Source organism: Streptomyces sp. S07_1.15 (genome assembly GCF_020739505.1).
In the GTDB taxonomy this organism is placed as follows: domain Bacteria; phylum Actinomycetota; class Actinomycetes; order Streptomycetales; family Streptomycetaceae; genus Streptomyces; species Streptomyces xinghaiensis.
On sequence record NZ_JAJBZK010000001.1, the window covers coordinates 4,440,790 to 4,465,164 of the forward strand.

The window sequence follows — 24,375 nt, forward strand, 5'->3', positions numbered from 1 at the left end:
GCCCTTCACGATGAGGACCGCGCGGCCGGAGTGCCCGCGCGCGGCCGGATCACTCCTCGATCATCAGTCCCTTGCGGAGCCGGCCCAGGGTGCGGGAGAGCAGCCGGGAGACGTGCATCTGCGAGATGCCCAGCTCCTCGCCGATCTCGGACTGCGTCATATTGGCCGTGAAGCGCAGGGAGAGGATCTGCCGGTCGCGCGCCGGGAGCTCGGCGATCAGCGGCTTGAGCGACTCGATGTACTCGATGCCCTCGATGCCGTGGTCCTCGTAGCCGATGCGATCGGCCAGGGTGCCCTCGGTGTCGTCCTCCTCGGGCTGGGCGTCCAGCGAGCTGGCGGTGTACGCGTTGCTCGCGGCCATGCCCTCGACGACTTCGTCGTTGCTGATGTCCAGCCGCTCGGCGAGCTCGCCCACCGTGGGGGCCCGGTCGAGCTGCTGCGCCAGCTCGTCGCCCGCCTTGGCCAGGTCCAGCCGCAGCTCCTGCAGCCGTCTCGGCACCCGCACGGACCAGCTGGTGTCCCGGAAGAAGCGCTTGATCTCGCCGATGATCGTCGGCATCGCGAACGTGGGGAACTCCACACCGCGGCTGAGCTCGAACCGGTCGATCGCCTTGATCAGGCCGATGGTGCCGACCTGGACGATGTCCTCCATCGGCTCGCTGCGGGTGCGGAACCGCCCGGCGGCGAACTTCACGAGGGCCAGATTGAGCTCGACGAGGGTGTTCCGTACGTACGCGTGCTCGTGGGTGCCCTCCTCCAGTCCCTCCAGCCGCGCGAAGAGCGTCTTCGACAGGGTGCGCGCGTCCAGCGGCCCCAGCGTCTCGTACGACGAGGACGGGAGCGCGGGGAATCCGGACTCTCCCGGGATCCCCGACAGGGCGGCGGGGACGGACGGAGCGGCGGAGGGGAGGGACTCCGCGCCGGTCACCGCGCCGGTGACCGCGCCGGTCACCGCCGACGTCACGAACGCCGCGATCCCGGGGGTCTCGTACACGGAGCCGTACGCCGGGGACTCGTACTCGGTGTGCGCTTCGTCGAGCTGGGGTGACATGGTTCCTCCGTCATTTCTCGGCATACGGCTGCCGAAGCCGATCTCTTCCTGCGGTGTGCGGCGCCTCCGAGCCGACCGTGGGCCTACCTGACTCTTCTAGCCCTACCCGCTTCCATGGGACCAAAGCAAGGACATATTGTCCGTATTTGGGCTTTTCGTGGGGAAGTTCGACTACCAGTCGATGTATCGAAGGCGTAGTCTTCGCTCTGCCGTCGCCATTAACCGGAAGGGGTGCGCATGGACCGCGGGATGGTCGGCAGTACCAGTAAGGGCCGGCTGCATGTCGAGGTTCGCCACCACGGCCCCACTGCTGTCGTGACGCCGGCGGGTGAGCTCGATCACCACACCGCCGAAGTGCTGCGGGAGCCGCTGGACGAATGCGTCGACCAGGGGCGGGTGCGCCTGGTGGTCGACTGCTCCCAGCTGGAGTTCTGCGACTCGACGGGGCTGAACGTCCTGCTCGGTGCGCGGCTCAGGGCGGAGGAGGCCGGAGGCTCCGTGCATCTGGCCGGAATGCTCCCGGTCGTGGCGAGGGTGTTCGAGATCACGGGTGCGGAGGCCGTCTTCACCGTGCACGACACCGTGGAGGAGGCGCTCGCCGACTCACCCACCGACTGAGCCGTCCCTTCTACCACCGGCCACTCCGCAGATGAAATGTTACGCGCGTCACACCACGCGACTCGAATATCTCGAATATGTGGGTGTTCCCCAGGAGAGGTCGGGCAGGAGACAGCTGAATCTGATGAATACGTCGGGTATCCGTAACCTGTCTATCGGCGAACCGGTGAGGTGAAGCGCTGATGAGCACCACTCGCCCGTATTCGCCGGGCGATCGCGGCCCGGATCCGGGCGATGCGGCCTCCACCCCCCTATCCGGCTTCGGACAGGTCCGCACGCTGCGCCTGGAAGGTGCCAGCGGCATCGTTCCGACGGCGCGTGACTTCACACGCCAGGCCCTCCACGACTGGGGCTGGCTGCCGGCCGGGTCTCCCGAGCAGCGGGCGGCCGCCGAGGATGTCCTGCTGGTCGTCTCGGAGCTCGTGACCAACGCCTGCCTGCACGCCGAGGGCCCGGAGGAACTCCGGCTCGGCAGCGCGGGCAACGTCCTCCGGCTGGAGATCGACGACCACGGCGAGGGCTCTCCCGAGCCCCGCACCCCGCACCGCGCGGGCCGTCCCGGCGGGCACGGCATGTTCATCGTCCAGCGGCTCTGCAAGCACTGGGGAGTCGTACGGAGCGCCGACGGCGCGGGCAAGACCGTCTGGGCGGAGCTGACCACTCCGGAGTGAGGCGGGCCGCTCCCCGCCCCCCGGCCCACCGTAAGCCGCCGGGTCCGCGCGCCGCGCCCCCCGCGGTCAGGGGGTTCCGCCCGGGCATCTGCCGGGCGCGGGCTCCGTCCCGTATCACGCGGGCGGAGTGTTCGACGGTCTCCGCGCCCCTCCGGGCGCTCCGGGGGTCCCGTGGCCGCTGCCCGGCCCCCTCCGTCCCCGTGCGGGGCGGCCGCCGTCACCCTTGTCTCCCGTCCGCGGAGACCCCGCCCGCGGAGTTCCCGTACGCAGAGCGAGGCCCGGTCCCCTGGTCTTGGCTTCCAGGGGACCGGGCCTCTCTTCGCGTCCTCGTCTCCCGGCCTCCGGGCGGGGAGCCCGGGTGCCGTGAGTGCGGTCCGGGCTCAGGCGACCGGCCGCGCCGAACCGCCCGCACCGCCGCGGCCGGAGTGCCGTCGCCGGCTCCGGCCCTCACCGCTGCGGGTGCGGTGCGGGGCGCCACCGGTGCCGCCCTCTCCGCCCGCTCCGCCGGCCCGGCCGGAGCCGCCGGAACGCGGCCCGCGCTTGCGCGCCGGGGCCGCCGGCTGGGCGGGTGCCTGGATGACGATGGCCCGGCCGGACGGCGGGCGCGCTCCGGTGATCCGCACCAGCTCCGGGTCGCCGGGCCGCACCCGCGCCGTGCCGGGGGAGATCCGGGCCTCCGCCATCAGTTTGCTCATGTCCCGCCGCTGGTCGGGGGTGACCAGGGTGACGACGGTGCCCGCCTCGCCGGCCCGTGCCGTGCGGCCGCCGCGGTGCAGATAGTCCTTCGCCTCGGTCGGCGGATCGACGTTGACCACGAGGTCGAGGCCGTCGATGTGGATGCCGCGCGCGGCGACGTTCGTGGCGATCAGCGTGGTGGCCTCGCCGGTCCGGAACTGCTCCAGCGTCCGGGTGCGCTGCGGCTGCGACTTGCCGCCGTGCAGTGCCACGGCCCGGACCCCGGCGGCCAGCAGCTGCTTGGTGAGCCGGTCGGCGCCGCGCTTGGTGTGCACGAACATGATCGTGCGGCCCTCGCGTGCGGCGATCTCCGCCACCGTGGCCTTCTTGTCCGTGTCCTGGACGTGCAGGACGTGGTGCTCCATGGCCGTGACGGTGGCCGCGGACGGGTCCACGGAGTGGGTCACCGGATCGACCAGGAAGCGGCGCACCAGTTTGTCGACGTTGCGGTCCAGGGTCGCCGAGAACAGCATCCGCTGCCCGTCCGGCGCCACCTGCTCCATGAGCCGGGTGACCTGCGGCAGGAAGCCCATATCGGTCATCTGGTCGGCCTCGTCGAGCACGGTCACGGCGACATCGCCGAGCGAGCACGAGCGGCGGTCGATCAGATCGGCGAGCCGCCCGGGTGTGGCGACGAGCACCTCGGGCCCCTTGCGCAACGCCTCGACCTGCCGGTTGATCGACATGCCGCCGACGACGGTGGCGATACGCAGCCGCAGCGCCGTCGCGTAGGGGGTGAGGGCCTCGGTGACCTGGGTCGCCAGTTCCCGGGTGGGGACGAGGACGAGCGCCAGGGGCCGCTTGCCCTCGGCCCGGCGGCCGGCGGTGCGGCTGAGCATCGCCAGGCCGAAGGCGAGCGTCTTGCCGGAGCCGGTCCGGCCGCGGCCGAGGACGTCCCGGCCGGCGAGCGAGTCGGGCAGCGTCGCGGACTGGATGGGGAACGGGTCGGTGACGCCGTTCTCCGTCAGCGCGGTGAGCAGCGCCGGGTTCAGCGGCAGCTCCGCGAAGGTCGCGGCGGGCGGCCGCGGGGGAGTGCCGGGGGAAGCGGGGGCCGCGGGCTCGGTGGTGACGGCCGGGGCGGTCGTCTTCCGGGCGCCGTTCCGCGCGCCGTTCCCGGGGGCGTTCGCCGGCCTGCGGCCGCGGGAGCGCGGGCCGCGGCGGCCGGAGCCGTCGCCGGAACCGTTGCCGGAGGCGGTGGAGCCGCTGGTGGTGGGGCGGGGCATAAGGAGCCTTCCTGCTGCGGGTGAGCTCGACGGCGTACGGAACGGGCGGCGCCGGACGGCGCGGCCCCCGCGGCAGGGAGCTCGGTGGGGCACGGGAAGGGGCCCGCACCGGTAGTGCGGGCCCCTGCCGTGAGTTACGCGGTGGTCCTCAGCGCATCAGAGAGCGCGGATGTTCTCCGCCTGCGGGCCCTTGGGGCCCTGCGTGACGTCGAACTCGACCTTCTGGCCCTCGAGGAGCTCACGGAACCCCTGGGCGTTGATGTTGGAGTAGTGGGCGAAGACGTCGGGGCCGCCGCCGTCCTGCTCCAGGAAGCCGAAGCCCTTCTCCGAGTTGAACCACTTCACGGTGCCGGTAGCCATAATGCTCTCCTTCATGGGGGGACGTGCGGAACGGCACTGCGCCGCTCCGAGTCGCTGAGATGTTCGCCCCAGTCCGGAAATGCTTCCGGCAAAACAAAGAGCGCCCGGGATCACAATTTCCCAGGCGCGCACGTTCTTGGGTACCACAACTGCAACTCCGCCAACTTAGCACACAAAGGGCGGAGGCATCGCTGTGTTCCCCGGCACAGCGGGGCCCGCCGGTCCCGGTCGCGCGGTCTCCCCGGACCGCCCCGGCCTCCCGGAACCGCGGACTACCATCAGTCCATGACCCGTGTACTGCTCGCCGAGGATGACGCGTCCATCTCGGAGCCGCTCGCGCGCGCCCTGCGCCGCGAGGGATACGAGGTCGAGGTGCGGGAGGACGGGCCCGCCGCGCTCGACGCCGGGCTGCGGGACGCCGTCGACCTCCTCGTCCTCGACCTGGGCCTGCCGGGCATGGACGGGCTCGAGGTGGCCCGCCGTCTCCGCACCGACGGCCACACCTTCCCGATCCTGGTGCTCACCGCGCGCGCCGACGAGGTGGACACCGTGGTCGGCCTCGACGCGGGCGCCGACGACTACGTCACCAAGCCCTTCCGGCTGGCCGAGCTCCTCGCCCGGGTGCGGGCCCTGCTGCGCCGCGGCGTGGCCGAGGCCCCCCACCATCCGCCGGCCACCCACGGCGTCCGGATCGACGTCGAGTCGCACCGCGCCTGGATGGGCGAGGAGGAACTCCAGCTCACCGCCAAGGAGTTCGACCTGCTGCGGGTGCTGGTACGGGACGCCGGCCGGGTCGTCACCCGCGACCAGCTGATGCGCGAGGTCTGGGACACCACCTGGTGGTCCTCCACCAAGACCCTGGACATGCACATCTCCTGGCTCCGCAAGAAGCTGGGGGACGACGCCGCCAACCCCCGCTACATCGCGACCGTCCGCGGCGTCGGATTCCGTTTCGAGAAGAGCTGACCGGGGCCGCGCGGCCGTCCCCGGGACCGTGCGAGACCCCTGCCCGCCCCGGAGTGCACCGTGCGCCGTCGTCTGATCAACTCCACGCTCGCCGTGGTCCTCGTCGTCATCGCCGTCTTCGGGATCTCGCTCGTCCTCGTCGAGGCCCGCACCATCAAGGAGGCCGCGCGGGAGAGCGTGGAGTCCGACGCCGTCCGGCTGATGAGCGTGGTGGACGGGCGGCTGGCCGGCGGTGACCGGGTCGGCCCCGAGATCCTGCGCGAGCAGGTGGCCGCCGGGCGCTACGCCCGGGTCGAGCTGGACGGCGCCCCCGACCTGGAGATCGGTGAGCGGCCGGCCGGCGAGGTCATCGAGGCCGAGGTCACCGGCGACATGGGCGAGCGGATCACCGTACGGGAGTCGGCCGCGGTGGTCGGGGACCAGATCGGCCGCGCCGTGCTGATCATCCTCGGCGTCTCCCTGCTCGCCGTCCTGGCGGCCCTGCTGCTGGCCCTGTGGCAGGCCCGCCGGCTGACGGCCCCGCTCACCGACCTCGCCGACACCGCCGAACGGCTCGGTTCCGGCGACCCCCGGCCGCGCCACCGGCGCTACGGGGTGCCGGAGCTCGACCGGGTCGCGGACGTCCTCGACGCCAGCGCCGAGCGCATCGGCCGGATGCTCACCGCGGAGCGGCGCCTGGCGGCCGACGCCTCGCACCAGCTCCGCACGCCGCTGACCGCGCTCTCCATGCGGCTGGAGGAGATCTCGGGCACCGACGACCCCGAGACGGTCAAGGAGGAGGCGGCGATAGCGCTGGGGCAGGTGGAGCGGCTGACCGACGTCGTGCAGCGGCTGCTCACCAACTCCCGTGACCCGCGCACCGGGTCGGCCGTCTCGTTCGATCTGGACGAGGTGGTCAAACAGCAAGTGGAGGAGTGGCGCCCGGCCTACCGCAGCGCGGGACGGGCGGTGGTCTGCTCGGGCAAGAAGGGGCTGCGGGCGGTCGGCACCCCCGGCGCGGTCTCCCAGGTCCTCGCCACCCTGGTGGAGAACTCCCTGATGCACGGGGCGGGAACGGTCGCCCTGCGCACCCGGGTCACCGGCAATCAGGTCGTCGTCGAGGTCGCGGACGAGGGACCGGGCGTCTCCCCGGCCCTCGGGGCCAGGGTCTTCGAGCGGACGGTCAGCGGCCGCAACTCCACGGGCATCGGCCTGGCCGTCGCCCGCGACCTGGCGGAGGCGGACGGCGGCCGGCTGGAACTGCTGCAGCAGCGGCCGCCGGTGTTCGCGTTGTTCCTGAGCCGCGAAGCGGACGGGACGTAGGAAGGGGTCTGAGCCGCGAAGCGGACGGGACGTAGGAAGGGGTCTGAGCCGCGAAGCGGACGGGACGTAGGAAGGGGTCTGAGCCGCGAAGCGGACGGGACGTAGGGAGGGGTCTGAGCCGCGAAGCGGACGGGGCACGGGGAGAAGCCTCAGCCGCCGGACGGCGGTTCCCCCGGGGACGGCGTCTGCTCCGCCGGGAAGGACCCTGCCGCGACGGGCTCCCGTACGGGCCGCCTCCGGAACACCCAGGTCCGGTACGCCCAGAAGCGGAAGACGGAGGCGATGCCGACCCCGACGATGTTCTTCGCGATGTTGTCCGCGAGGGTCGAGGTGTAGCCGAGCCCGTAGTGGGAGAGGGCCAGGATGCCGTTCTCGATCACCAGTCCGATGCCGCTGAAGAACACGAAGCGGCCCAGCTCCCGGCTCTGCCCGTCCTTGTCGCTGGCGCGGTACGTCCAGTGCCGGTTGCCGAGGTAGTTGGTGCCGATGGCGGCGACGGTGGCGATGACCCCGGAGCGGACGACGGCCAGTCCGAAGCCGTGCACGCAGAGGTTGAAGACCAGGAAGTTGACGAGGGTGCCGACGGCTCCGACGGTCCCGAACTTGGCCGCTTCCCGGCTCACGCGCCGCACGCGGCTGCGCAGTGTCGGCCTTCCGGTCATGGGAATGGTCTGACTCCGTCGTTCGGCGGCCTGGGAGCGTCTGCGCCGGCCTGGGGGCGTCCGTGGTGTGTCCGTGGTGTGTCCGTGGGGCGGTCGTACCGGCCGCGGACCGGGTCGCGGTGGGCTCGCCGGCGGCCGGGCCACCACATGCTAACCACGCGCTCCCGCATCCCGCGCGCGGATCCGGCCCCGCAGGCCCGGCCCCGGGCGCGGCCGGGCTGGAGGATCCTCCGAGAGACCGGGCGGCGGGAACGCCGCGGCGGCCGGATACCCTGGTTCATGTGACATTCCCGGTAGTCGGCATGGTCGGCGGCGGACAGCTCGCCCGTATGACCCATGAGGCGGGCATCCCCCTCGGCATCAGGTTCAAGCTGCTCAGCGACACCCCGCAGGACTCCGCGGCCCAGGTCGTGAGCGATGTGGTCGTGGGCGATTACCGCGATCTCGGCACCCTTCGTGCTTTCGCACAGGGCTGTGACGTGATCACCTTCGACCACGAACACGTCCCGACCGAACACCTGCGGGCGCTGGAAGCGGACGGCATCCCCGTGCGCCCCGGGCCCGAGGCCCTGGTCCACGCCCAGGACAAGGGCGTGATGCGGGCCGCGCTGGACCGGATCGGGATCGCCTGCCCGCGCCACCGGATCGTCACCGATCCCGCCGACGTCGGCCGCTTCGCCGCCGAGGGCGACGGCTTCCCGGTGGTCCTCAAGACCGTCCGCGGCGGCTATGACGGCAAGGGCGTGTGGGTGGTCCGGGACGAGGCCGGGGCCGCCGACCCGTTCAAGGCGGGCGTCCCGGTGCTCGCCGAGGAGAAGGTGGACTTCGCCCGGGAGCTCGCGGCCAACGTGGTCCGCTCCCCGCACGGCCAGGCCGTCGCCTATCCCGTCGTCGAGTCGTGGCAGGTGAACGGGGTCTGCGACACCGTGATCGCGCCCGCGCCCGGACTCTCCGGGGAGCTGTCCGCCGAGGCCCAGGGGATGGCGCTGACCATCGCCGAGCAGCTGGACGTCACCGGCCATCTCGCCGTCGAGCTGTTCGAGACCCGGGACGGCCGGCTGCTGGTCAACGAGCTCGCCATGCGGCCGCACAACTCCGGCCACTGGACCCAGGACGGCGCGGTCACCTCGCAGTTCGCCAACCATCTCCGCGCGGTGCTCGACCTGCCGCTGGGCGACCCGCGGCCCCGCGCACCGTGGACGGTCATGGTCAACGTCCTCGGAGGCGACTACCCCGACATGTACTCCGCGTATCTGCACTGCATGGCCCGGGACCCGCAGCTCAAGATCCACATGTACGGCAAGGACGTGAAGCCCGGCCGCAAGGTCGGCCACGTCACCACGTACGGCGACGACCTGGCCGAGGTGCTCGACCGCGCCCGGCACGCCGCCGGCTACCTCCGAGGGACGATCACCGAATGAGCGCCACCGCCCCCGCCGTCGGCATCGTGATGGGCTCCGACTCCGACTGGCCGGTGATGGAGGCCGCCGCCGAGGCCCTCGCCGAGTTCGGGATCGCCCACGAGGCCGACGTCGTCTCCGCCCACCGGATGCCGCACGAGATGATCGCGTACGGCGAGCGGGCCGCGGACCGGGGCCTCAAAGTGATCATCGCGGGCGCGGGCGGAGCCGCCCACCTCCCCGGGATGCTCGCCTCCGTCACCCCGCTCCCGGTCATCGGCGTCCCCGTCCCGCTGAAGCACCTCGACGGCATGGACAGCCTGCTCTCCATCGTGCAGATGCCGGCCGGGGTCCCCGTCGCCACCGTCTCCGTGGCCGGCGCCCGCAACGCGGGCCTGCTGGCCGTACGGATGCTCGCCGCCCACGACCCGGAACTGCTGGAGCGGATGCGGGAGTTCCAGCAGAAGCTCAGGGAGCAGGCCACCGAGAAGGGCAAGCGGCTGCGGGCCAGGACCGGAGGCGCGGGCGGATTCGGCTTCGGAGGCTGATGCGCGGCCCGGGGCGGCGGGCAAGGATGGGGTCATGACCGATCATGACCAGGCCCCTGACCGCCACCTCGCCGAAGCCCGCGCGCTCCTCGCGGAGCACCCCGTCGCCGACGGCCACAACGACCTCCCCTGGGCCCTGCGCGAACAGGTCTTCTACGACCTGGACCGCCGCGACATCGCCGCCGACCAGAGCGAGCATCTGCACACCGACCTCGCCCGGCTGCGGGCGGGCGGCGTCGGCGCGCAGTTCTGGTCGGTCTACGTCCGCTCCGACTACGACGGCGACCGCGCGGTCAGCGCCACCCTCGAACAGATCGACGTGGTCGGCCGGCTCATCGACCGCCACCCCGGCGACCTCCGCCGCGCCCTGACCGCCGACGACATGGAGGCCGCCCGCGCCGGGGGCCGGATCGCGTCCCTCATGGGCGCCGAGGGCGGCCACAGCATCAACTGCTCCCTGGGAACGCTCCGTTCCCTGCACGCCCTGGGCGTGCGCTATATGACGCTCACCCACAACGACAACATCGCCTGGGCCGACTCGGCCACCGACGAGAAGCGGATCGGCGGACTGAGCCGCTTCGGCGAGGAGGTCGTCCGGGAGATGAACCGCTGCGGGATGCTGGTGGACCTCTCCCATGTCTCCACCGGCACGATGCGCGACGCGCTGCGCGTCACCGAGGCGCCCGTCCTCTTCTCGCACTCCTCCGCACGCGCCGTCTGCGACCACCCGCGCAACATCCCCGACGACGTGCTGGAGGCGCTGCCGGCCAACGGCGGCACCGCGATGGTCACCTTCGTACCGAAGTTCGTCCTGCCCGAGGCCATCGCGTGGACGCAGGCCGCCGACCTCAACATGAAGGCCCACGGCCTGCATCCGCTCGACACCACCGAGGCCGCCATGCGGGTGCAGCGGATGTACGAGGAACGGCATCCGCGGCCGGTCGCCACCGCCGCGGACGTCGCCGACCACCTCGACCACATGCGCGAGGCGGCCGGCGTCGACCACATCGGCATCGGCGGCGACTACGACGGCACCGCCTTCACCCCGGCCGGCCTGGAGGACGTCGCCGGCTACCCGAACCTGATCGCGGAACTGCTGCGGCGCGGCTGGTCGAAGACCGACCTGGCGAAGCTCACCTGGCGGAACGCCGTCCGTACGCTGCGCGCCGCCGAGGACGTCGCCCGCGACCTCCGCTCCCGGCGCGGCCCGTCGAACGCCACCATCGGGGAGCTCGACGGCGGAGACGGCGGGGACGGCGTGGACGGCTGAACACCCCCGGGCCGGGGCCGGCCGGTGTCGGCCCGTGCCGGCCCGTGCCGGGTGGTGTCAGGTGGCGAACGAGGCCTGGATGAGGCAGAAGGGGTGGCCGGCCGGATCGGCGTACACGCGGAAGCCGCGCTTGCCGCCCTGGTCGTCGGTGTCCAGGGCCGTGGCGCCCAGGTCCAGGGTCCGCCGTTCGGCCTCCTCCATCTCGTCGACGTACACATCCAGATGGAGCTGCTGCGAGTGCTCCGCCGAGGGCCACCGCGGCGGCCGGAATCCCTCGGCTCGCTGGAACGCGAGCTTCCAGCCGTCCTCGGTGATGAGCTGCACCCAGCGGTCGTTGTCCTGCTCGACATCCGGCTCGCCGCCCAGCAGCCCGGCGTAGAAGCGGGCGAGCGCGAGGGGGTCGGGGCAGTCGACGACGACCCAGCCCTTGCGTGCGATGGCCATACTGCCTCCCGGTGTTCGATCGGTACCCCAAGGTTGACCGGAAGGCGCCGGGCGAAACCCGCGGGTGTGCGCCACCGGCGGGCCGGTCTTCTCACCCCTCCCCGGTCCCGGGCCGGCCGTCCGAGGGGCGGCCGGGTCTCCCGGCGAGGGCCAGGAACTCCGCGAGATGGATCGCCCGGGCCCGGGAGCGGCGGCGCCGCAGCCCCTGCTGGACCTGGCGGAGACAGCCCGGGTTGACGGTGACGACGTAGTCGACGTCGAGCCGCCCGATGTCGTCCAGCTTCGGGTCCAGGACGGCCCTGCTGTCCTCCGGCCGGAGCATGGCGTAGGTGCCGGCCGCCCCGCAGCACCGGTCCGCGCCCGGCAGTTCGACGTAGTCGGCGACGGCGGCGATGAGCTCGCGGGGCGGGCGGGTGACCCCCAGTCCGTTGCGCAGATGGCAGGAGTCCTGGAGCGTGGCCCGGGCCCGGCGGCCGTCGACCGTCACCTGTCCGGCGGGCGCGTACCCCGCCTCGCCGAGGTACTCGCTCAGCTCCCGCACCCGGTCCCGGCCCAGATGGTGGGCGAGGTGGGCGGCGCAGCCGCCGGCGGTGGTCAGAACGGTGCCGGGCAGCTTGTCGCCGAGGGCACGGGCCATCGCTGCGCCGGTGACGGAAGCGCCGTTGTGGGCGTGGAGCGCGCCGCAGCAGCCCTGCCCGGAGGGGACGGAGACCTCGGGGCACAGCTCGCGGACGGCGCGGGAGACCTTCGGGTAGAGGCCCCGTTCGACGCAGCCGAGCATCAGCGAGACCGGCTGATCCGGCGCCGTGGCCGGTTCCGTGGGCGCTTCCGTGGCCGGCTCCGCGGCGGGCCGGCCGGGCCGGTCCGCCCGGCCCCCGGGTGCGCCGCGCGCGTGGCGGCGTACCAGCCCCTGGAGCCGCAGCAGCGCGGGGCGCGACACCAGGAGCATCAGGAGGCGGGCGATCCACGGCCGGTCGCGGCCGCTCCACTGGTGGTCGCGCCACTGCTCCAGCAGCGAGCCGTACTCCACCCCGGCCGGGCAGACGGTCTCACAGGCGCGGCAGCCCAGGCAGAACGAGGACTCCTCGGCCAGGGTCGGGTCGTCGGGCGGAAGCTGCCCCGTCTCCAGGGCCCGCATCAGGGTGATGCGGCCGCGCGGGGACGAGGTCTCCTCGCCGGTGAGGGCGTAGGTGGGGCAGGCGGGCAGGCAGAAACCGCAGGAGATGCAGCGGTCGAGCAGGCTCTTGTCGAAGATGCCGGGGCCGCCCCCCGGCCCGGGGGAGCGGGGGGCGACGGCGGCGGGCGGTGCGGGGTCGTGGCCGGAGGCGGCGTCGGCCCCGGCACCGCGGGAGCCGTCACCGCAGCCGGGGCCGCAGGGGCCCGCTCCACCGTGACCGGGGTCCGGCTGCTCGGGGGGTACGGCGTGCTCGCCGTTCGTACGGTCGTTCACGAGCCCAGCTTTCCGGGGTTGAGGATGCCGGCCGGGTCGAAGGCCGTCTTGACGCGGCGCAGCAGGGCCATCTGGTCGGCGCCGATCTTGTCCGCGAGATACGGCAGCTTGGCCGCGCCCACGCCGTGCTCTCCGGTGATGGTGCCGTCCATGGCGATGGCGGCGGCGAAGATCTCCGCGAACGCCCGGTGCGCGCGGTCGGCGCCCTCGGTGTCCTCCGGGTCCAGGACGCAGGTCGGGTGGAGATTGCCGTCCCCGGCGTGGCCGAAGGTGGCGATCAGCAGATCGTGCCGCGCGGCGATCTCGTCGATGCGGTCCACCATCTCGGCCTGCCGGTGCCGCGGCACGGTGGCGTCCTCCAGGATCGTCAGCGAGCCGAGGCGGGAGAGGGCCGGGAGCGAGCAGCGGCGGGCCGCGAGCAGGGCGTCGGCGCGGGCGACGTTCTCGGCGAGGGTGGTCTCCAGCGCCCCGGCGTCCGCGCAGACCTCCTGGATGCGGGCCAGGTTGGCGGCCACGGTGGGCGGCGCGCCGTCGTCGCCGAAGAGCAGCAGCGCGCCCGCGTCCTGCCGCAGTCCGAGTCCGGCGAACTCCTCGACCGCCGCGATGCACTTGCGGTCGAGGAATTCCAGTGTGGCGGGGACGATCCCGGCGGAGATGACGTCCGCGACCGCCCGGGAGGCGTCGGCGAGGGAGTCGAAGTAGGCGACGCCGGTGCCGCTCTCCTCGGGGGCGGGCAGCAGCGCCACGGTGGCCTCGGTGATCACCGCGAGGGTGCCCTCGGAGCCGGTGAGGAGCCGGGTCAGGTCGTAGCCGGCGACGTCCTTCCACAGCCGGCCGCCGGTCCGGATGATCTCGCCGGTGGGCAGGACGGCCTCCAGGCCGAGGACGTAGTTGCGGGTGACGCCGTACTTCAGGCCGCGCAGCCCGCCGGCGCAGGTGGCCACGTTGCCGCCGACCGTGGAGACGGTGCGGCTTCCCGGGTCCGGGGCGTAGAGCAGGCCCCGTGCCGCGGCCGCGTCGGCGAGGGCGGCGGTGCTCACTCCGGTCTGCACCCGGGCCAGCAGCTCCTCGGGGCTGACCTCCAGGATCTTGTTCAGCCGGGTGAGGACGAGCACGATGCCTCCGGTCAGCGGCACGGTGGCGGCGCAGAGGTTGGAGCCGGCGCCGCGCGGCACGACGGGGACGCGGTGCTCGGTGGCGTACCGCAGGACCGCGGCGACCTCCTCGGTGCTGCCGGGCAGCACCACGGCCTGCGGCAGGGCGTGGAAGAGCGGGGTGGCGTCGCGGCCGTAGGCGGTCAGCGCGCCGGCGTCCGTCCGGACGTGGCCGGGGCCGACGAGGGCCGCCAGATCGCGGGCGAGATCGGTGTCCGTGGCCATCAGCGCGCCACCCTTCGGTCCGGTACGGGCGCCGGCCGCGCGGTATCCGGCGGGCGGACGGCGGCGGGGGTCCTCCGCGTGAGGACCATCGTGCCCAGGACACCCGCGAACGGGGGGACGACCCGGTGATCGGCAGCCATGAGGTGCCCTTGCCTCTCTGTATGCCGGCGGCACACGCCGTTCCGGCCCATGGGGACCTGGCGATTGTCAGACAATGACTCATGGCTGTCAATGAATCGCGTCCGTCAATCAGGCGTGACTGTCAATCGCCGCACCGGCTCATGGGAGAATGAGGGCCGTTCCTCACGGAGGTGTTCATGGCTCCGGACGCCGCCCTTCGGCTGTCCACCGTCTCGGTCGTCGAGGCGCTCGCCGCGTCCCTGCGGGACCGCGTGCTCGACGGGCGGATCGCGCCCGGCACCGCTCTCGCCGAGACGGAGATCGCGGCGGAGTACGCGGTCTCCCGGCCCACCGCCCGCAGCGCCGTCACCGCCCTGGTGCACGAGGGCCTGCTGCACCGCGAGGCCAACAAGGCCGCGTACGTACCCCAGTTGACCCGGGCCGATGTCGAGGACCTCTTCCTGGTCCGCACCCCCCTGGAGACCGCGGTCGTCCGCCTGCTCGTCGAGCGCGGCACCGTGCCGCCGGCCGCCGCCGGGCGCGCCATCGCGGACCTCGGGCAGCTGGAGGACGACGCCCCGCACAGCGCCTTCGTCGAGAGCGACCTGCGGTTCCACCAGTCGCTGGTGGAGGCGGTCGGCAGCCCCCGGCTCAGCCGGCTCTACCGGGGCATCCAGGGCGAGGTCCATCTGTCGATGGTGCAGACGCGGCACGCCCTGGGACGCGAGCGCATCATCGCGGAGCACACCGCGGTCCTGGACGCCCTGCGCGCCGGGGACGCCGACGAGGCGGTCCGCACCATGCGGGCCCATCTGGAGGGCGCCTGCCACGCCCTGCGCGCGGTGGCCGGCGGCAGCGCCCGCTGACGGGCCGCGCCCCGGCCGGGGTCCGTGCCCGTCCGGGGATCAGCGGACGGAACGCCTAGGCGCGCGGCCGCCCCAGGGCCCGGTACGTCCAGCCGGCCTCGCGCCAGGTGTCCGGGTCGAGGGCGTTCCGCCCGTCCAGGAGACGGCGCTCGGCGACCACCTCGCCCAGCGCCACCGGGTCGAGCTCCCGGAACTCGCGCCACTCCGTCAGGTGCAGCACCACATCGGCGCCGCGCGCCGCCTCCAGCGCGCTCGGGGCGTACCCGAGGGTGGGGAAGACCCGGCGGGCGTTCTCCATGGCCTTCGGGTCGTAGACGGTGACCTGGCCGCCCTGGAGGTGGATCTGCCCGGCCACGTTGAGCGCGGGGGAGTCCCGTACGTCGTCCGAATCCGGTTTGAAGGCGGCGCCGAGCACGGCGACCCGCACCCCGAGGAAGCCGCCGCCCACGGCCTCGCGGGCCAGTTCGACCATGTGACCGCGGCGGCGCATGTTGACGGAGTCGACCTCGCGGAGGAAGGCCAGCGCCTGCGGGGAGCCCAGCTCGCCCGCGCGGGCCATGAAGGCCCGGATGTCCTTGGGCAGGCAGCCGCCGCCGAAGCCGATCCCGGCCCGCAGGAACTTGCTGCCGATCCGTTCGTCGTGCCCGATGGCCTCGGCGAGCTTGGCCACATCGCCGTCGGCGGCCTCGCAGACCTCGGCCATGGCGTTGATGAAGGAGATCTTGGTGGCGAGGAAGGAGTTGGCGGCGACCTTCACCAGCTCGGCGGTCGGGAAGTCGGTGACGACCAGCGGCGAGCCCTCCGCGATCGGGGTCGCGTAGACCTCGCGCAGCTGCTTCTCGGCCCGCTCGCTCGTGACGCCGATGACGATGCGGTCCGGGTGGAGGGTGTCCTTGACGGCGAAGCCCTCGCGCAGGAACTCCGGGTTCCAGGCGAGCTCGGCGTCCTCGCCCGCCGGGGCCTGCTCGGCCAGCAGGGCCGCCAGCCGGGCGGCGCTGCCCACCGGCACCGTGGACTTGCCGACGACGAGCGCGGGCCGGCGCAGATGCGGTGCCAGTGCGGCGAACGCGCTGTCGACATAGCTCATGTCGCAGGCGTACTCGCCGTGCTTCTGCGGGGTGTTGACGCAGACGAAGTGGATGTCGCCGAACTCGCCCACCTCCTCGTAGGAGGTGGTGAAGCGGAGCCGGCCGCTGGATCCGGGGCGGCCCGCGACGTGCCGGCGGAGCAGCTCCTCCAGCCCGGGCTCGTACATGGGGACGTCGCCGGCCGAGAGCATCTCGATCTTCTCGGGGGAGATGTCGAGCCCCAGGACCTCGAAGCCGAGTTCGGCCATGGCCGCGGCGTGCGTGGCGCCGAGGTAGCCGGTGCCGATCACAGTGATCTTGGGTGCCATCGCTACTCCGTATGCGCGTGCGAGCGGACTGCGGCGAGCATATCGGCCCGCCGTGGAGCCCGCTGTCCACCCGCCGCACGTCCCGCCGTCCCGCTGTCGCCAAACTCACCTATACCCGGCGGGCCCGCGCGACTAGAATCAAGTTACTTAACGGTAGTTAGCAGCAGCTGGGAGTGAGGGCACCTTGTCGTCCACCGAATTCGACCTCTACCGGCCGTCCGAGGAGCACGACATGCTCCGCGACTCGGTCCGTGCGCTCGCCGAGGCGAAGATCGCGCCCTTCGCCGCCGAGGTGGACGAGGAGGGCCGCTTCCCGCAGGAGGCGCTGGACGCCCTGACCGCCAACGACCTGCACGCCGTCCACGTCCCCGAGTCCTTCGGCGGCGCGGGCGCCGACGCGCTCGCCACGGTCATCGTCATCGAGGAGGTGGCCCGCGTCTGCGCCTCCTCCTCCCTGATCCCCGCGGTCAACAAGCTCGGCTCGCTGCCGGTGGTGCTCTCCGGCTCCGAGGAGCTGAAGAAGAAGTACCTGACCCCGCTCGCCAAGGGCCAGGGCATGTTCTCGTACTGCCTCTCCGAGCCGGACGCCGGTTCCGACGCCGCGGGCATGAAGACCCGCGCCGTCCGCGACGGCGACTTCTGGGTGCTCAACGGCGTGAAGCGCTGGATCACCAACGCCGGCGTCAGCGAGTACTACACGGTCATGGCCGTCACCGACCCGGAGAAGCGCAGCAAGGGCATCTCCGCCTTCGTCGTCGAGAAGTCCGACGAGGGCGTCTCCTTCGGCGCCCCGGAGCGGAAGCTCGGCATCAAGGGCTCCCCGACCCGCGAGGTCTACTTCGACAACGTCCGCATCCCCGCCGACCGCATGATCGGCGAGGAGGGCACCGGCTTCGCCACCGCGATGAAGACCCTCGACCACACCCGCATCACCATCGCCGCCCAGGCGCTCGGCATCGCCCAGGGCGCCCTCGACTACGCCAAGGGCTACGTCCAGGAGCGCAAGCAGTTCGGCAAGCCGATCGCCGACTTCCAGGGCGTCCAGTTCATGCTGGCCGACATGGCGATGAAGATCGAGGCCGCCCGCCAGCTCACCTACGCGGCCGCCGCCAAGTCCGAGCGGGTCGACGCCGACCTCACCTTCTTCGGCGCCGCCGCCAAGTGCTACGCCTCGGACGCCGCCATGGAGGTCACCACCGACGCGGTCCAGCTCCTCGGCGGCTACGGCTACACCCGGGACTACCCGGTGGAGCGCATGATGCGCGACGCCAAGATCACCCAGATCTACGAGGGCACCAACCAGGTCCAGCGCATCGTCATGGCCCGCAACCTGCCCAAGTAACCCGGGCGCGGCCCCCGTTGCCGCCCCGCCCCTGGCACGCATGCCCCCCGGCCGGTCAGCGGGGGGCATGCGGCGTTCACGGGCCGGCGGACCGGCCGCCGCCCTGCCGCGCGGCCCGGTGGGCGGCCATGCGCACCGGGGCGTTGACGGCACCGTGGCCGGTGTAGCCGCCCACGCGCTGCACCGCCTCGAAGAAGACCCGGGAGCCGAACACCTCGGTGTACACGTGGAAGAACTCGCCCCGCCCGTCGCGGTCGTAGAGCACCCGGCACGCGCGCATGGCGGCCAGCAGCTCCGGATCGAGGCCGAGCCGGGCGTCGAGATCCTGGTAGTAGTTGTCCGAGACGGCCAGCAGCGGTGCCCCGCGCTCGCGCATGGTGCGCGCGCAGGTGAAGATGTCGTCCGTGGCGAAGGCGATGTGCTGCGGATCGGGGACGCCGGGCACCCACGCGCCCCGGCGCAGCACGGTCCCGTCCAGCACGATGCGGACCCGGCGGCCGGGATCGGAGACGGCGCGGCTGCGCACCAGCCCGTACGGAGCCGCGTACTCGGTGTCGTCCTGCGGGTCGAGACCGAGCACCGAGCGGTAGAACAGCGTGGCCTCGTCGAAGGAGTCGAAGGGCTGCGCCAGCGCGACGTGGTCGATCCGGTCCAGGCCGGTCGGCGCGCTGTGCCCGGTGCCGGTGAGGATGAAGTCGGACAGCCAGCTGGTGCCGTCGCCGGCGCCCGTGCGGCAGAAGAACACCGATGTCCCGTCCGGGGCGGCGACCGCCGTCAGATCCGCCTCGGACGGCCCCCGGGTCCGGGACAGCGCCGGCGCGAGCAGCATCTCGGCGCGCCGCGCCGAGCGCACCGGGTCGGCGGTCTCGACGGCCAGTGCGCTGACCGCGGTGCGCTCCCCGGCGCCGCCGTTGAGCAGGACCCGGGCCGTGCCCTGCTGCCACAGCTGGACCGGCTTCGAGCGGTGCTGCCCCAGGTGGGCGAAGCCCATGGCAGCCAGCGCCCGGGAGACCTGCGGCGCGGAGTCGTCGTCGACCGCGAGTTCGACGAAGGAGTATCCGGCCGGCTCCGGAGCGGACGGCAGGCGGGCCGGGCCGGGCCGGCCGCCCGTCACCGCGGTACGGCGCTGCCCGAGCTGCTCCTCCAGCGCGATCAGCGAGCGCATCGCGTCGACCGCCGCCCGGCCCGGGGCCGACTGGCGGAACACGTCGTTGAAGACCTCCAGCGACAGCGGGCCGGTGTAGCCGGCGCGCAGGACGTGCTCGACGAACGCGGGCAGGTCGAAGGCGCCCTGGCCGGGGAAGAGCCGGTGGTGCCGGCTCCACTGCAGCACGTTCATGTCCAGCCGGGGGGCGTCGGCCAGTTGCAGGAAGAACAGCTTCTCGGCGGGGACGTCGCGGATGCCGGCGATGTCACCGCCGCGGGACAGCACGTGGAAGCTGTCCAGGCACAGGCCCAGCGCAGCGTGGCCGGCCCGTTCGACGATCCTGGCCGAGTGCTCCCAGGTGCTGACGTGACGCCCCCAGGCGAGCGCCTCGTAGGCGACCCTGAGCCCGTGCTCGTGCGCACGCCGGGCGAGGAGGTGCAGCTGCTCGGCGGCGAGGTCGTCGTCGTCGACCGCGTCCGGCGAGACGGAGGAGCAGACGAGCACGGTGTCCGTTCCCAGCCGCCGCATGAGGTCGAACTTGTGCTCGGCGCGCCGCAGGTTGCGCCGGAGGACTTCCGGGCCGACGGCCTCGAAGTCCCGGAACGGCTGGTACAGGTCGACGGACAGGCCCAGCTCCTCGCAGTGCCGCCGGACCTGTTCGGGGGTCCGGGGTGAGGCGATGAGGTCGTTCTCGAAGATCTCCACGCCGTCGAATCCGGCGGCGGCCGCCGCCTCCAGCTTGTCCTCCAGCGTGCCGGACAGGCACACCGTGGCGATGGACCTGCGCATGTTCCTCACCTCTCCCGGGTGGTGGCCAGCCAGCGCAGCGCGAGCGCGTAGCCGGAGGTTCCGAAACCGGCCAGTACCGCGTCGGCGACCGGTGAGACATGGGAGTGGCGCCGGAACGGCTCCCGGGCGTGCACGTTGGTGAGATGCACCTCCACGAGGGGCGCGGTCAGCATCGCGCAGGCGTCCCGGAGCGCGACGGAGGTGTGCGTCCAGGCAGCCGGGTTGAGGACGACGGCCGCGCCGTCGTCGGCCGCCTCGTGGATCCAGCGGAGCATCTCGTGCTCGGCGTCGGTCTGGCGCACCTCCACGGTGAGGCCCAGCTCGCCGGCGGTCCGCCGGCAGTCGTCGGCGAGCTGGGCGTGGCTGGTCCTGCCGTATGTGCCGGGCTCGCGGACCCCGAGTCTGCCGAGGTTGGGGCCGTTGAGAACTCGAACCTGCACTTTCCGTTGCCTCCTTGCCGGGTTTCCTGCCGCTCCGTGCTGCTCCGTGCTGCTCCGTGCCGCTCCGCGCCATTCCGGGACGTCCGCCCGCCGTGGCTCCGCCCCCCCCGCCCCCCGGCGCTATCCGGCGGAGGCGCGCACGGCGTCGTAGAGCTTGCGCTGTTCGCCGCTGAGGCTGCCGGTGAAGTACTTCTCGGCCTTCTCGGAGAACGCGTCGCGGTCCACGTCGTCGACGACGGTCACCGAGCCCTCGTCCGCCCACTCGCGGAGGATCCCGGCCTCGTCCTTCTCGATGCACTCGCGGTTCTCGGGCCGGGCGTCCGACACCGCCTTCTGCAGCGCCTTCCGCTGTTCGCCGGAGAGCTTCTGCCAGCGCTCCTCGTTGATCACGATCAGCTGGGAGCCGGTCTGGTGGCCGGAGAGGCTGACGTGGCTCTGCACCTCGTCGAAGCTCTTCTCCGCGATGGTCGGGATGGGGTTCTCCTGGCCGTCGACCACGCCCTGCTGGAGGCTCAGATAGACCTCCTCGAAGGCGACCGCGGTGGCGTCGGCCCCGAGCGCCTTCGCGTTCTCCAGGTAGATCTTGGAGTCCGGGAAGCGGATGCGCTGGCCGGCGAGGTCCGCAGGCTTCCTGATCGCCTTGTTGGCCGAGAAGTGCCGCATGCCGAAGTACCAGACGTCGAGGATCCGGGCCCCGGTCTCCGCGGTGAAGTCCTCCTTCAGCTTGTCGCCGGTGGGGCTGTCGAAGAACTCGAAGAGGTGGTCGGGCCCGTCGAAGGCGTACGCCATGTCCAGGACGCCGACGGGCGCGTACGTCTCGGCGAGGGCCGACGAGCCCTGGACGTCCATGTCGATGTCGCCCGCCGTCAGGGAGGTGAAGCGGGAGGAGTCGTCTCCCAGTTCGCTGTTGGGGAAGGTCTCCACCTCGACGCCGATGTCCTGGCCGTTGACGTCGTCGGCCACGGCCCGGATGCCGCACCGGGTGTGCGGGTGGCCGGTGGCGTAGCTGTTGGCGAAGGACAGCGTGACGGTGTCCCCGCCGCCGCCGCCGTCGCCGCTGCCGCCGACCGCCGTGCAGCCCGTGGCCAGCACGGCCGCGGCGGACAGGACCGCCAGCGTTCTGGTGCGGTGTGTGGTGTTCGGCATGGCTTCTCCTCGACACTCGACACTGAAACCGAAAGGGAAAACGGATGGTGCGTGGGTGTTCCCGCCCTAGAAACCGAGCAGGCGGGGCAGGAACATGACGACGGACGGCACGAAGGTCACCAGCAGGAGCACCGCGGCCAGCGGGATCAGGAAGGGAGCCGTGCCGCGGAACACCTCGTGCACCGGCATGCCGGTCACGGGGCTCATGACGTAGAGCACCGCGCCGATGGGCGGTGTCAGCAGGCCGATCATCAGATTGATGATCGTGATGACGCCGAAGTGCAGCGGATCGACGCCGAACTCCGTCGCGACGGGCAGCAGGATCGGCACCGTGATCACCAGGATGGAGATCCCCTCGAGGATCGCCCCGAGGAAGATCAGCAGCAGGTTGACCAGCAGAAGGAAGACGACCGGGTCGTCGGTGACGCCGCGCAGGGCCTCGGCCACCATGCGGGGGACCCGCTCGCGGGCGAGGATCCATCCCAGCAGCCCGGAGGCTCCGATGACGAGCATGATCGAAGCCGTCGTCGACGCGGCCTCGCGGGCGATCGGGCCCAGGTCGCGCCACCGCACCGTGCGGTAGGCGAAGCCGAGGGCCAGGACGTACGCGGCGCCGACCGCGGCGGCCTCGGTGGGGGTGAAGAGACCGCCCAGGATGCCGCCGAGAATGATCACCGGTGCGCCCAGCGGCCCGATCACCCCGGCCGCGGTCCGCCGCAGCCGCCGCCAGGCGAACGGCTCGTCCCGCAGGTCCGGCCGGCGCCGGGCCCAGACGAAGACCGCGACGGCCAGCCCGGCGGCCATGAGGAAGGCCGGGACCACGGAGGCGGCGAACAGCGCGCCGGTGGACACGGCGGCGATACCGGCGTAGACGACCGCCGGAATGCTCGGCGGCATGACCGGGCCGATCAGGCTGGACGCCGAGGAGATGCCGACCGCGAACCGCTTGGGGTAGCCCCTGCGGACCATCGCCGGTACCTCGACCTTGCCCAGCCCCGCGGCGTCGGCGAGCGCGGACCCGCTCATCCAGGAGAAGCCCACGCTGACACCGATGTTGATGTACCCGAGGCTCCCCCTGACCCGTCCGATCAGCGCCAGCGCGAAGGCGAAGAGCCGGTCGGCGATGCGGGCGTGGTTCGCGATCACCCCGATCAGGATGAACAGGGGCACCGCGAGCAGCGGGAAGCTGTCGATCGCACCGGTGACCTGACGGGTGGTCAGGCCCGGCGCCGCGCCGTTGAGGGCCAGATAGGTGAGTGACGGGCCCAGGATGGCGAAGGCCACGGGCACGCGCAGCACGAGAAGCGCGAGGATGGCCAGGGCCAGCAGCAGCATGGTCATGCGCGGGGCTCCTCACCCTTGGTTCGCCCGGACCCGCCGGACTCCTCCGGTTCCGGCCCGGAAGCGTGGACCGGTGGGCCGTCCGGCTCCGGCTCCGGCAGGAAGACCGCCACCACCGAGCGCACGGCGGTCAGCACCAGCCCGGCCAGGGGAATGACGTAGAACCACCGGAGCGGCATCTCCATGGCGGGGGACACCTGCGGCGAGTCGCTCGTCACCAGGGCGTACGCCTCGTAGGCGAGGTTCAGGCAGACGACGGCCACCATGGCGTTGGCGAAGATGCCCACCAGCCGCAGCAGCCTGCCGCGGGCGACGGTGTCGATCAGCTTCAGCGTGACGTGCCCGTCGCGGGCCGTCAGATGACCGCACATCGCGAAGGTCAGCCACACCAGGCCGTACCGGGCCAGTTCGCCCGTCCAGACCCAGCCGCCGCCCGGCAGATACCGCTGGAGGGCCTGGGTGAGCACCAGGACGAAGATCAGAGCGAGCAGCAGTCCGCCGGCGACGGCCTCGGCGGCCGACAGCATGCGGAGTGCCGCGGGCCGCCTCCCGGCGGACGGGGCGACGTGCTCAGCCATCCCAGACCCCCTGCCGGCCGGTGAGGTTGATCCAGGACTTCCCCGGTGCCGTGCGCGCCCGTGCGAAGGCCCCCACGGCACCGGCCGGAGTGGCTTCGGTGTGCAGGACCCGGGTGGGAGCGAGGGCGCCGCCGGCGAGGGGGCCGTCGGCCAGGGCGGCGACCGCCTCGGCGAAGTCGTGCGGGTGGTCGTAGATGAGCGAGCCGCGGACCACGAGGTGCCGCTTGGTGAGATCCATGGTGGACATGGGCACCGGTTCGGCGCCCATGCCGATCATCACGATGGTGCCACCCGTGGCGACCGCGCGCACCGAGGTCTCCCACGCGGCCGGGATGCCGACCGTGTCGAACACCACGGGGAAGTCCCGCACGTCCTCCGGGGCGATCCGCCGGGCCCCGAGCCGCTCGGCGAGGGCCGCCCTGCCCTCGTGCGGCTCGGTGACGTGGGCGCGCGCGCCGGCCGCGAGCAGGGACTGGCAGACGAACAGGCCCTGCGATCCCGCGCCGACGACGAGGCACGCGTCGCCGGCGCCGACCCCCGACCGGCGCACGGCGGCGCGCGCCACCGTCAGTGGCTCGACACACGCGAACGCCTCGTCGGAGACGGCCGGGGGCACCGGCCACGCGTAACGGGCGGGAACCGCCACCCGTTCCGCGAGCAGCCCGGGAATGTTCATCCCCACGCTGAGCCGCCGCGTGCACGCGGAGGTGAAGCCGTCCCGGCAGGCCGCGCAGTCGAAGCAGCCGTAGTTCGGCTCGATCACCACCCGCTGACCGGGCCGGCGGTCCGTGACGTCCGGGCCCACGGCCACGATCTCTCCGCCGCCCTCGTGTCCCATGACCCACGGAAGGCGCGGCGTCGTCCGGTGCCCGTCGTAGACACTCAGGTCCGAACCGCACAGTCCCACGGCCCGCATGGCGACCAGGACCTCACCCGGCCCGAGGTCGGGTTCCGGCCAGTCGCGCACCACCTCGACTTCGCGAGGTCGTGTCAGGACGATAGCCCTCATCAGGCCTTCCTTCCTCAGTTCCGTTCGCGGCGGCGGCCACCCGCGGAGCTGATGCCCGGGAGATGGCTGAGACGTTTCGCAGAACGTAGAGGGGTGGCAACCATGGGGCAAGCGGTTGCCAA

The 24,375-nt window shown here is 72.6% G+C and carries 23 protein-coding genes; 9 read left to right on the top strand and 14 right to left on the bottom strand.

What is annotated here, in order from left to right:
- Nucleotides 1-49: 49 nt before the first annotated feature.
- Entirely contained in the window at nt 50-1,051 is a 1,002-nt protein-coding gene (locus LIX60_RS19170; protein ID WP_227959560.1) for an RNA polymerase sigma factor SigF, read from the bottom strand.
- A gap of 237 nt (nt 1,052-1,288) precedes the next feature.
- Between LIX60_RS19170 and LIX60_RS19175 the strand changes: the two genes are divergently transcribed.
- Both LIX60_RS19175 and LIX60_RS19180 read left to right on the top strand, forming a co-directional pair.
- Nucleotides 1,289-1,669, top strand: a complete 381-nt coding sequence (locus LIX60_RS19175) for an STAS domain-containing protein (RefSeq protein ID WP_227959561.1) — start codon at nt 1,289-1,291, stop codon at nt 1,667-1,669.
- A 182-nt stretch (nt 1,670-1,851) separates the two neighbouring features.
- Nucleotides 1,852-2,340 carry an ATP-binding protein gene (locus LIX60_RS19180; protein WP_227959563.1) on the top strand — a complete coding sequence of 163 codons (489 nt, stop codon included), beginning with the start codon at nt 1,852-1,854 and terminating at the stop codon, nt 2,338-2,340.
- A gap of 380 nt (nt 2,341-2,720) precedes the next feature.
- Here the strand turns inward: LIX60_RS19180 and LIX60_RS19185 are convergent, their stop codons facing one another.
- Both LIX60_RS19185 and LIX60_RS19190 read right to left on the bottom strand, forming a co-directional pair.
- Nucleotides 2,721-4,298 carry a DEAD/DEAH box helicase gene (locus LIX60_RS19185; RefSeq protein ID WP_227959564.1) on the bottom strand — a complete coding sequence of 526 codons (1,578 nt, stop codon included), beginning with the start codon at nt 4,296-4,298 and terminating at the stop codon, nt 2,721-2,723.
- A gap of 156 nt (nt 4,299-4,454) precedes the next feature.
- Complete coding sequence (locus LIX60_RS19190; RefSeq protein ID WP_019711691.1) at nt 4,455-4,658, bottom strand: cold-shock protein; 204 nt, start codon at nt 4,656-4,658, stop codon at nt 4,455-4,457.
- Nucleotides 4,659-4,943: 285 nt separating this feature from the next.
- Here LIX60_RS19190 and LIX60_RS19195 point away from each other — a divergent pair, with 285 nt between their 5' ends.
- Nucleotides 4,944-5,624, top strand: a complete 681-nt coding sequence (locus tag LIX60_RS19195) for a response regulator transcription factor (protein ID WP_227959566.1) — start codon at nt 4,944-4,946, stop codon at nt 5,622-5,624.
- A gap of 60 nt (nt 5,625-5,684) precedes the next feature.
- Nucleotides 5,685-6,926, top strand: a complete 1,242-nt coding sequence (locus tag LIX60_RS19200; RefSeq protein WP_227959568.1) for an ATP-binding protein — start codon at nt 5,685-5,687, stop codon at nt 6,924-6,926.
- Between the two features lie 149 nt (nt 6,927-7,075).
- Here the strand turns inward: LIX60_RS19200 and LIX60_RS19205 are convergent, their stop codons facing one another.
- Entirely contained in the window at nt 7,076-7,588 is a 513-nt protein-coding gene (locus LIX60_RS19205; RefSeq protein WP_227959569.1) for a GtrA family protein, read from the bottom strand.
- A gap of 281 nt (nt 7,589-7,869) precedes the next feature.
- On the opposite strand from LIX60_RS19205, the gene LIX60_RS19210 reads away from it, so the two are divergent.
- From LIX60_RS19210 to LIX60_RS19220, 3 genes are read left to right on the top strand one after another with little or no spacing between them, the layout of a single operon-like run.
- Complete coding sequence (locus LIX60_RS19210) at nt 7,870-9,009, top strand: 5-(carboxyamino)imidazole ribonucleotide synthase (RefSeq protein ID WP_227959571.1); 1,140 nt, start codon at nt 7,870-7,872, stop codon at nt 9,007-9,009.
- Nucleotides 9,006-9,536, top strand: a complete 531-nt coding sequence (purE, locus tag LIX60_RS19215) for a 5-(carboxyamino)imidazole ribonucleotide mutase (protein WP_227959572.1) — start codon at nt 9,006-9,008, stop codon at nt 9,534-9,536. Before LIX60_RS19210 ends, purE begins: the two co-directional genes overlap by 4 nt.
- A gap of 34 nt (nt 9,537-9,570) precedes the next feature.
- Complete coding sequence (locus LIX60_RS19220) at nt 9,571-10,806, top strand: dipeptidase (RefSeq protein ID WP_227959573.1); 1,236 nt, start codon at nt 9,571-9,573, stop codon at nt 10,804-10,806.
- 57 nt (nt 10,807-10,863) lie between these two features.
- Here the strand turns inward: LIX60_RS19220 and LIX60_RS19225 are convergent, their stop codons facing one another.
- From LIX60_RS19225 to LIX60_RS19235, 3 genes are all read right to left on the bottom strand, one after another.
- Nucleotides 10,864-11,250 carry a VOC family protein gene (locus LIX60_RS19225; protein ID WP_227959574.1) on the bottom strand — a complete coding sequence of 129 codons (387 nt, stop codon included), beginning with the start codon at nt 11,248-11,250 and terminating at the stop codon, nt 10,864-10,866.
- Between the two features lie 91 nt (nt 11,251-11,341).
- Nucleotides 11,342-12,700, bottom strand: coding sequence for a (Fe-S)-binding protein (locus LIX60_RS19230; protein ID WP_227959575.1), 1,359 nt, complete (start codon nt 12,698-12,700; stop codon nt 11,342-11,344).
- Nucleotides 12,697-14,079: an FAD-binding oxidoreductase gene (locus LIX60_RS19235; RefSeq protein WP_227959576.1), complete on the bottom strand. Its 1,383-nt coding sequence runs from the start codon at nt 14,077-14,079 to the stop codon at nt 12,697-12,699. Before LIX60_RS19235 ends, LIX60_RS19230 begins: the two co-directional genes overlap by 4 nt.
- Before the next feature lie 317 nt (nt 14,080-14,396).
- Here LIX60_RS19235 and LIX60_RS19240 point away from each other — a divergent pair, with 317 nt between their 5' ends.
- Nucleotides 14,397-15,065, top strand: a complete 669-nt coding sequence (locus LIX60_RS19240) for a GntR family transcriptional regulator (RefSeq protein WP_019711683.1) — start codon at nt 14,397-14,399, stop codon at nt 15,063-15,065.
- Between the two features lie 55 nt (nt 15,066-15,120).
- On the opposite strand, the gene LIX60_RS19245 is transcribed toward LIX60_RS19240, so the two are convergent.
- Nucleotides 15,121-16,461 (bottom strand): UDP-glucose/GDP-mannose dehydrogenase family protein, encoded by a 1,341-nt coding sequence (locus LIX60_RS19245; protein ID WP_227959577.1) that lies wholly within the window; start codon nt 16,459-16,461, stop codon nt 15,121-15,123.
- A 184-nt stretch (nt 16,462-16,645) separates the two neighbouring features.
- Between LIX60_RS19245 and LIX60_RS19250 the strand changes: the two genes are divergently transcribed.
- Nucleotides 16,646-17,803 carry an acyl-CoA dehydrogenase gene (locus LIX60_RS19250; protein ID WP_019711681.1) on the top strand — a complete coding sequence of 386 codons (1,158 nt, stop codon included), beginning with the start codon at nt 16,646-16,648 and terminating at the stop codon, nt 17,801-17,803.
- A 76-nt stretch (nt 17,804-17,879) separates the two neighbouring features.
- On the opposite strand, the gene LIX60_RS19255 is transcribed toward LIX60_RS19250, so the two are convergent.
- The 6 genes from LIX60_RS19255 to LIX60_RS19280 form a co-directional block, all read right to left on the bottom strand.
- On the bottom strand, nt 17,880-19,739 hold the full coding sequence (locus LIX60_RS19255) for a bifunctional sugar phosphate isomerase/epimerase/4-hydroxyphenylpyruvate dioxygenase family protein (protein WP_227959578.1): 1,860 nt from the start codon (nt 19,737-19,739) through the stop codon (nt 17,880-17,882).
- 5 nt (nt 19,740-19,744) lie between these two features.
- On the bottom strand, nt 19,745-20,179 hold the full coding sequence (gene aroQ, locus LIX60_RS19260) for a type II 3-dehydroquinate dehydratase (protein ID WP_227959579.1): 435 nt from the start codon (nt 20,177-20,179) through the stop codon (nt 19,745-19,747).
- Between the two features lie 120 nt (nt 20,180-20,299).
- Nucleotides 20,300-21,325, bottom strand: a complete 1,026-nt coding sequence (locus LIX60_RS19265; protein WP_227959580.1) for a DctP family TRAP transporter solute-binding subunit — start codon at nt 21,323-21,325, stop codon at nt 20,300-20,302.
- Between the two features lie 66 nt (nt 21,326-21,391).
- Nucleotides 21,392-22,666, bottom strand: coding sequence for a TRAP transporter large permease (locus LIX60_RS19270; RefSeq protein ID WP_227959581.1), 1,275 nt, complete (start codon nt 22,664-22,666; stop codon nt 21,392-21,394).
- Nucleotides 22,663-23,244: a TRAP transporter small permease gene (locus LIX60_RS19275; RefSeq protein WP_227959582.1), complete on the bottom strand. Its 582-nt coding sequence runs from the start codon at nt 23,242-23,244 to the stop codon at nt 22,663-22,665. The genes LIX60_RS19270 and LIX60_RS19275 overlap by 4 nt, the downstream gene beginning before the upstream one ends.
- The gene (locus LIX60_RS19280; RefSeq protein WP_227959583.1) at nt 23,237-24,253 is read right to left on the bottom strand and encodes a zinc-binding dehydrogenase; all 1,017 of its coding nucleotides are present in this window, start codon (nt 24,251-24,253) and stop codon (nt 23,237-23,239) included. Before LIX60_RS19280 ends, LIX60_RS19275 begins: the two co-directional genes overlap by 8 nt.
- Nucleotides 24,254-24,375 lie beyond the last annotated feature (122 nt).

What these genes read in the sequence shown, in the direction of transcription:
- LIX60_RS19195 (WP_227959566.1), top strand. Translation starts at nt 4,944, where the DNA reads ATGACCCGTGTACTGCTCGCCGAGGATGACGCGTCCATCTCGGAGCCG.
- LIX60_RS19170 (WP_227959560.1), bottom strand. Translation starts at nt 1,051, where the DNA reads ATGTCACCCCAGCTCGACGAAGCGCACACCGAGTACGAGTCCCCGGCG.
- LIX60_RS19245 (WP_227959577.1), bottom strand. Translation starts at nt 16,461, where the DNA reads ATGGCACCCAAGATCACTGTGATCGGCACCGGCTACCTCGGCGCCACG.
- purE (WP_227959572.1), top strand. Translation starts at nt 9,006, where the DNA reads ATGAGCGCCACCGCCCCCGCCGTCGGCATCGTGATGGGCTCCGACTCC.
- LIX60_RS19280 (WP_227959583.1), bottom strand. Translation starts at nt 24,253, where the DNA reads ATGAGGGCTATCGTCCTGACACGACCTCGCGAAGTCGAGGTGGTGCGC.
- LIX60_RS19205 (WP_227959569.1), bottom strand. Translation starts at nt 7,588, where the DNA reads ATGACCGGAAGGCCGACACTGCGCAGCCGCGTGCGGCGCGTGAGCCGG.
- LIX60_RS19240 (WP_019711683.1), top strand. Translation starts at nt 14,397, where the DNA reads ATGGCTCCGGACGCCGCCCTTCGGCTGTCCACCGTCTCGGTCGTCGAG.
- LIX60_RS19235 (WP_227959576.1), bottom strand. Translation starts at nt 14,079, where the DNA reads ATGGCCACGGACACCGATCTCGCCCGCGATCTGGCGGCCCTCGTCGGC.
- LIX60_RS19265 (WP_227959580.1), bottom strand. Translation starts at nt 21,325, where the DNA reads ATGCCGAACACCACACACCGCACCAGAACGCTGGCGGTCCTGTCCGCC.
- LIX60_RS19175 (WP_227959561.1), top strand. Translation starts at nt 1,289, where the DNA reads ATGGACCGCGGGATGGTCGGCAGTACCAGTAAGGGCCGGCTGCATGTC.
- LIX60_RS19270 (WP_227959581.1), bottom strand. Translation starts at nt 22,666, where the DNA reads ATGACCATGCTGCTGCTGGCCCTGGCCATCCTCGCGCTTCTCGTGCTG.
- LIX60_RS19225 (WP_227959574.1), bottom strand. Translation starts at nt 11,250, where the DNA reads ATGGCCATCGCACGCAAGGGCTGGGTCGTCGTCGACTGCCCCGACCCC.
- LIX60_RS19275 (WP_227959582.1), bottom strand. Translation starts at nt 23,244, where the DNA reads ATGGCTGAGCACGTCGCCCCGTCCGCCGGGAGGCGGCCCGCGGCACTC.
- LIX60_RS19180 (WP_227959563.1), top strand. Translation starts at nt 1,852, where the DNA reads ATGAGCACCACTCGCCCGTATTCGCCGGGCGATCGCGGCCCGGATCCG.
- LIX60_RS19255 (WP_227959578.1), bottom strand. Translation starts at nt 19,739, where the DNA reads ATGCGCAGGTCCATCGCCACGGTGTGCCTGTCCGGCACGCTGGAGGAC.
- LIX60_RS19185 (WP_227959564.1), bottom strand. Translation starts at nt 4,298, where the DNA reads ATGCCCCGCCCCACCACCAGCGGCTCCACCGCCTCCGGCAACGGTTCC.
- LIX60_RS19220 (WP_227959573.1), top strand. Translation starts at nt 9,571, where the DNA reads ATGACCGATCATGACCAGGCCCCTGACCGCCACCTCGCCGAAGCCCGC.
- LIX60_RS19190 (WP_019711691.1), bottom strand. Translation starts at nt 4,658, where the DNA reads ATGGCTACCGGCACCGTGAAGTGGTTCAACTCGGAGAAGGGCTTCGGC.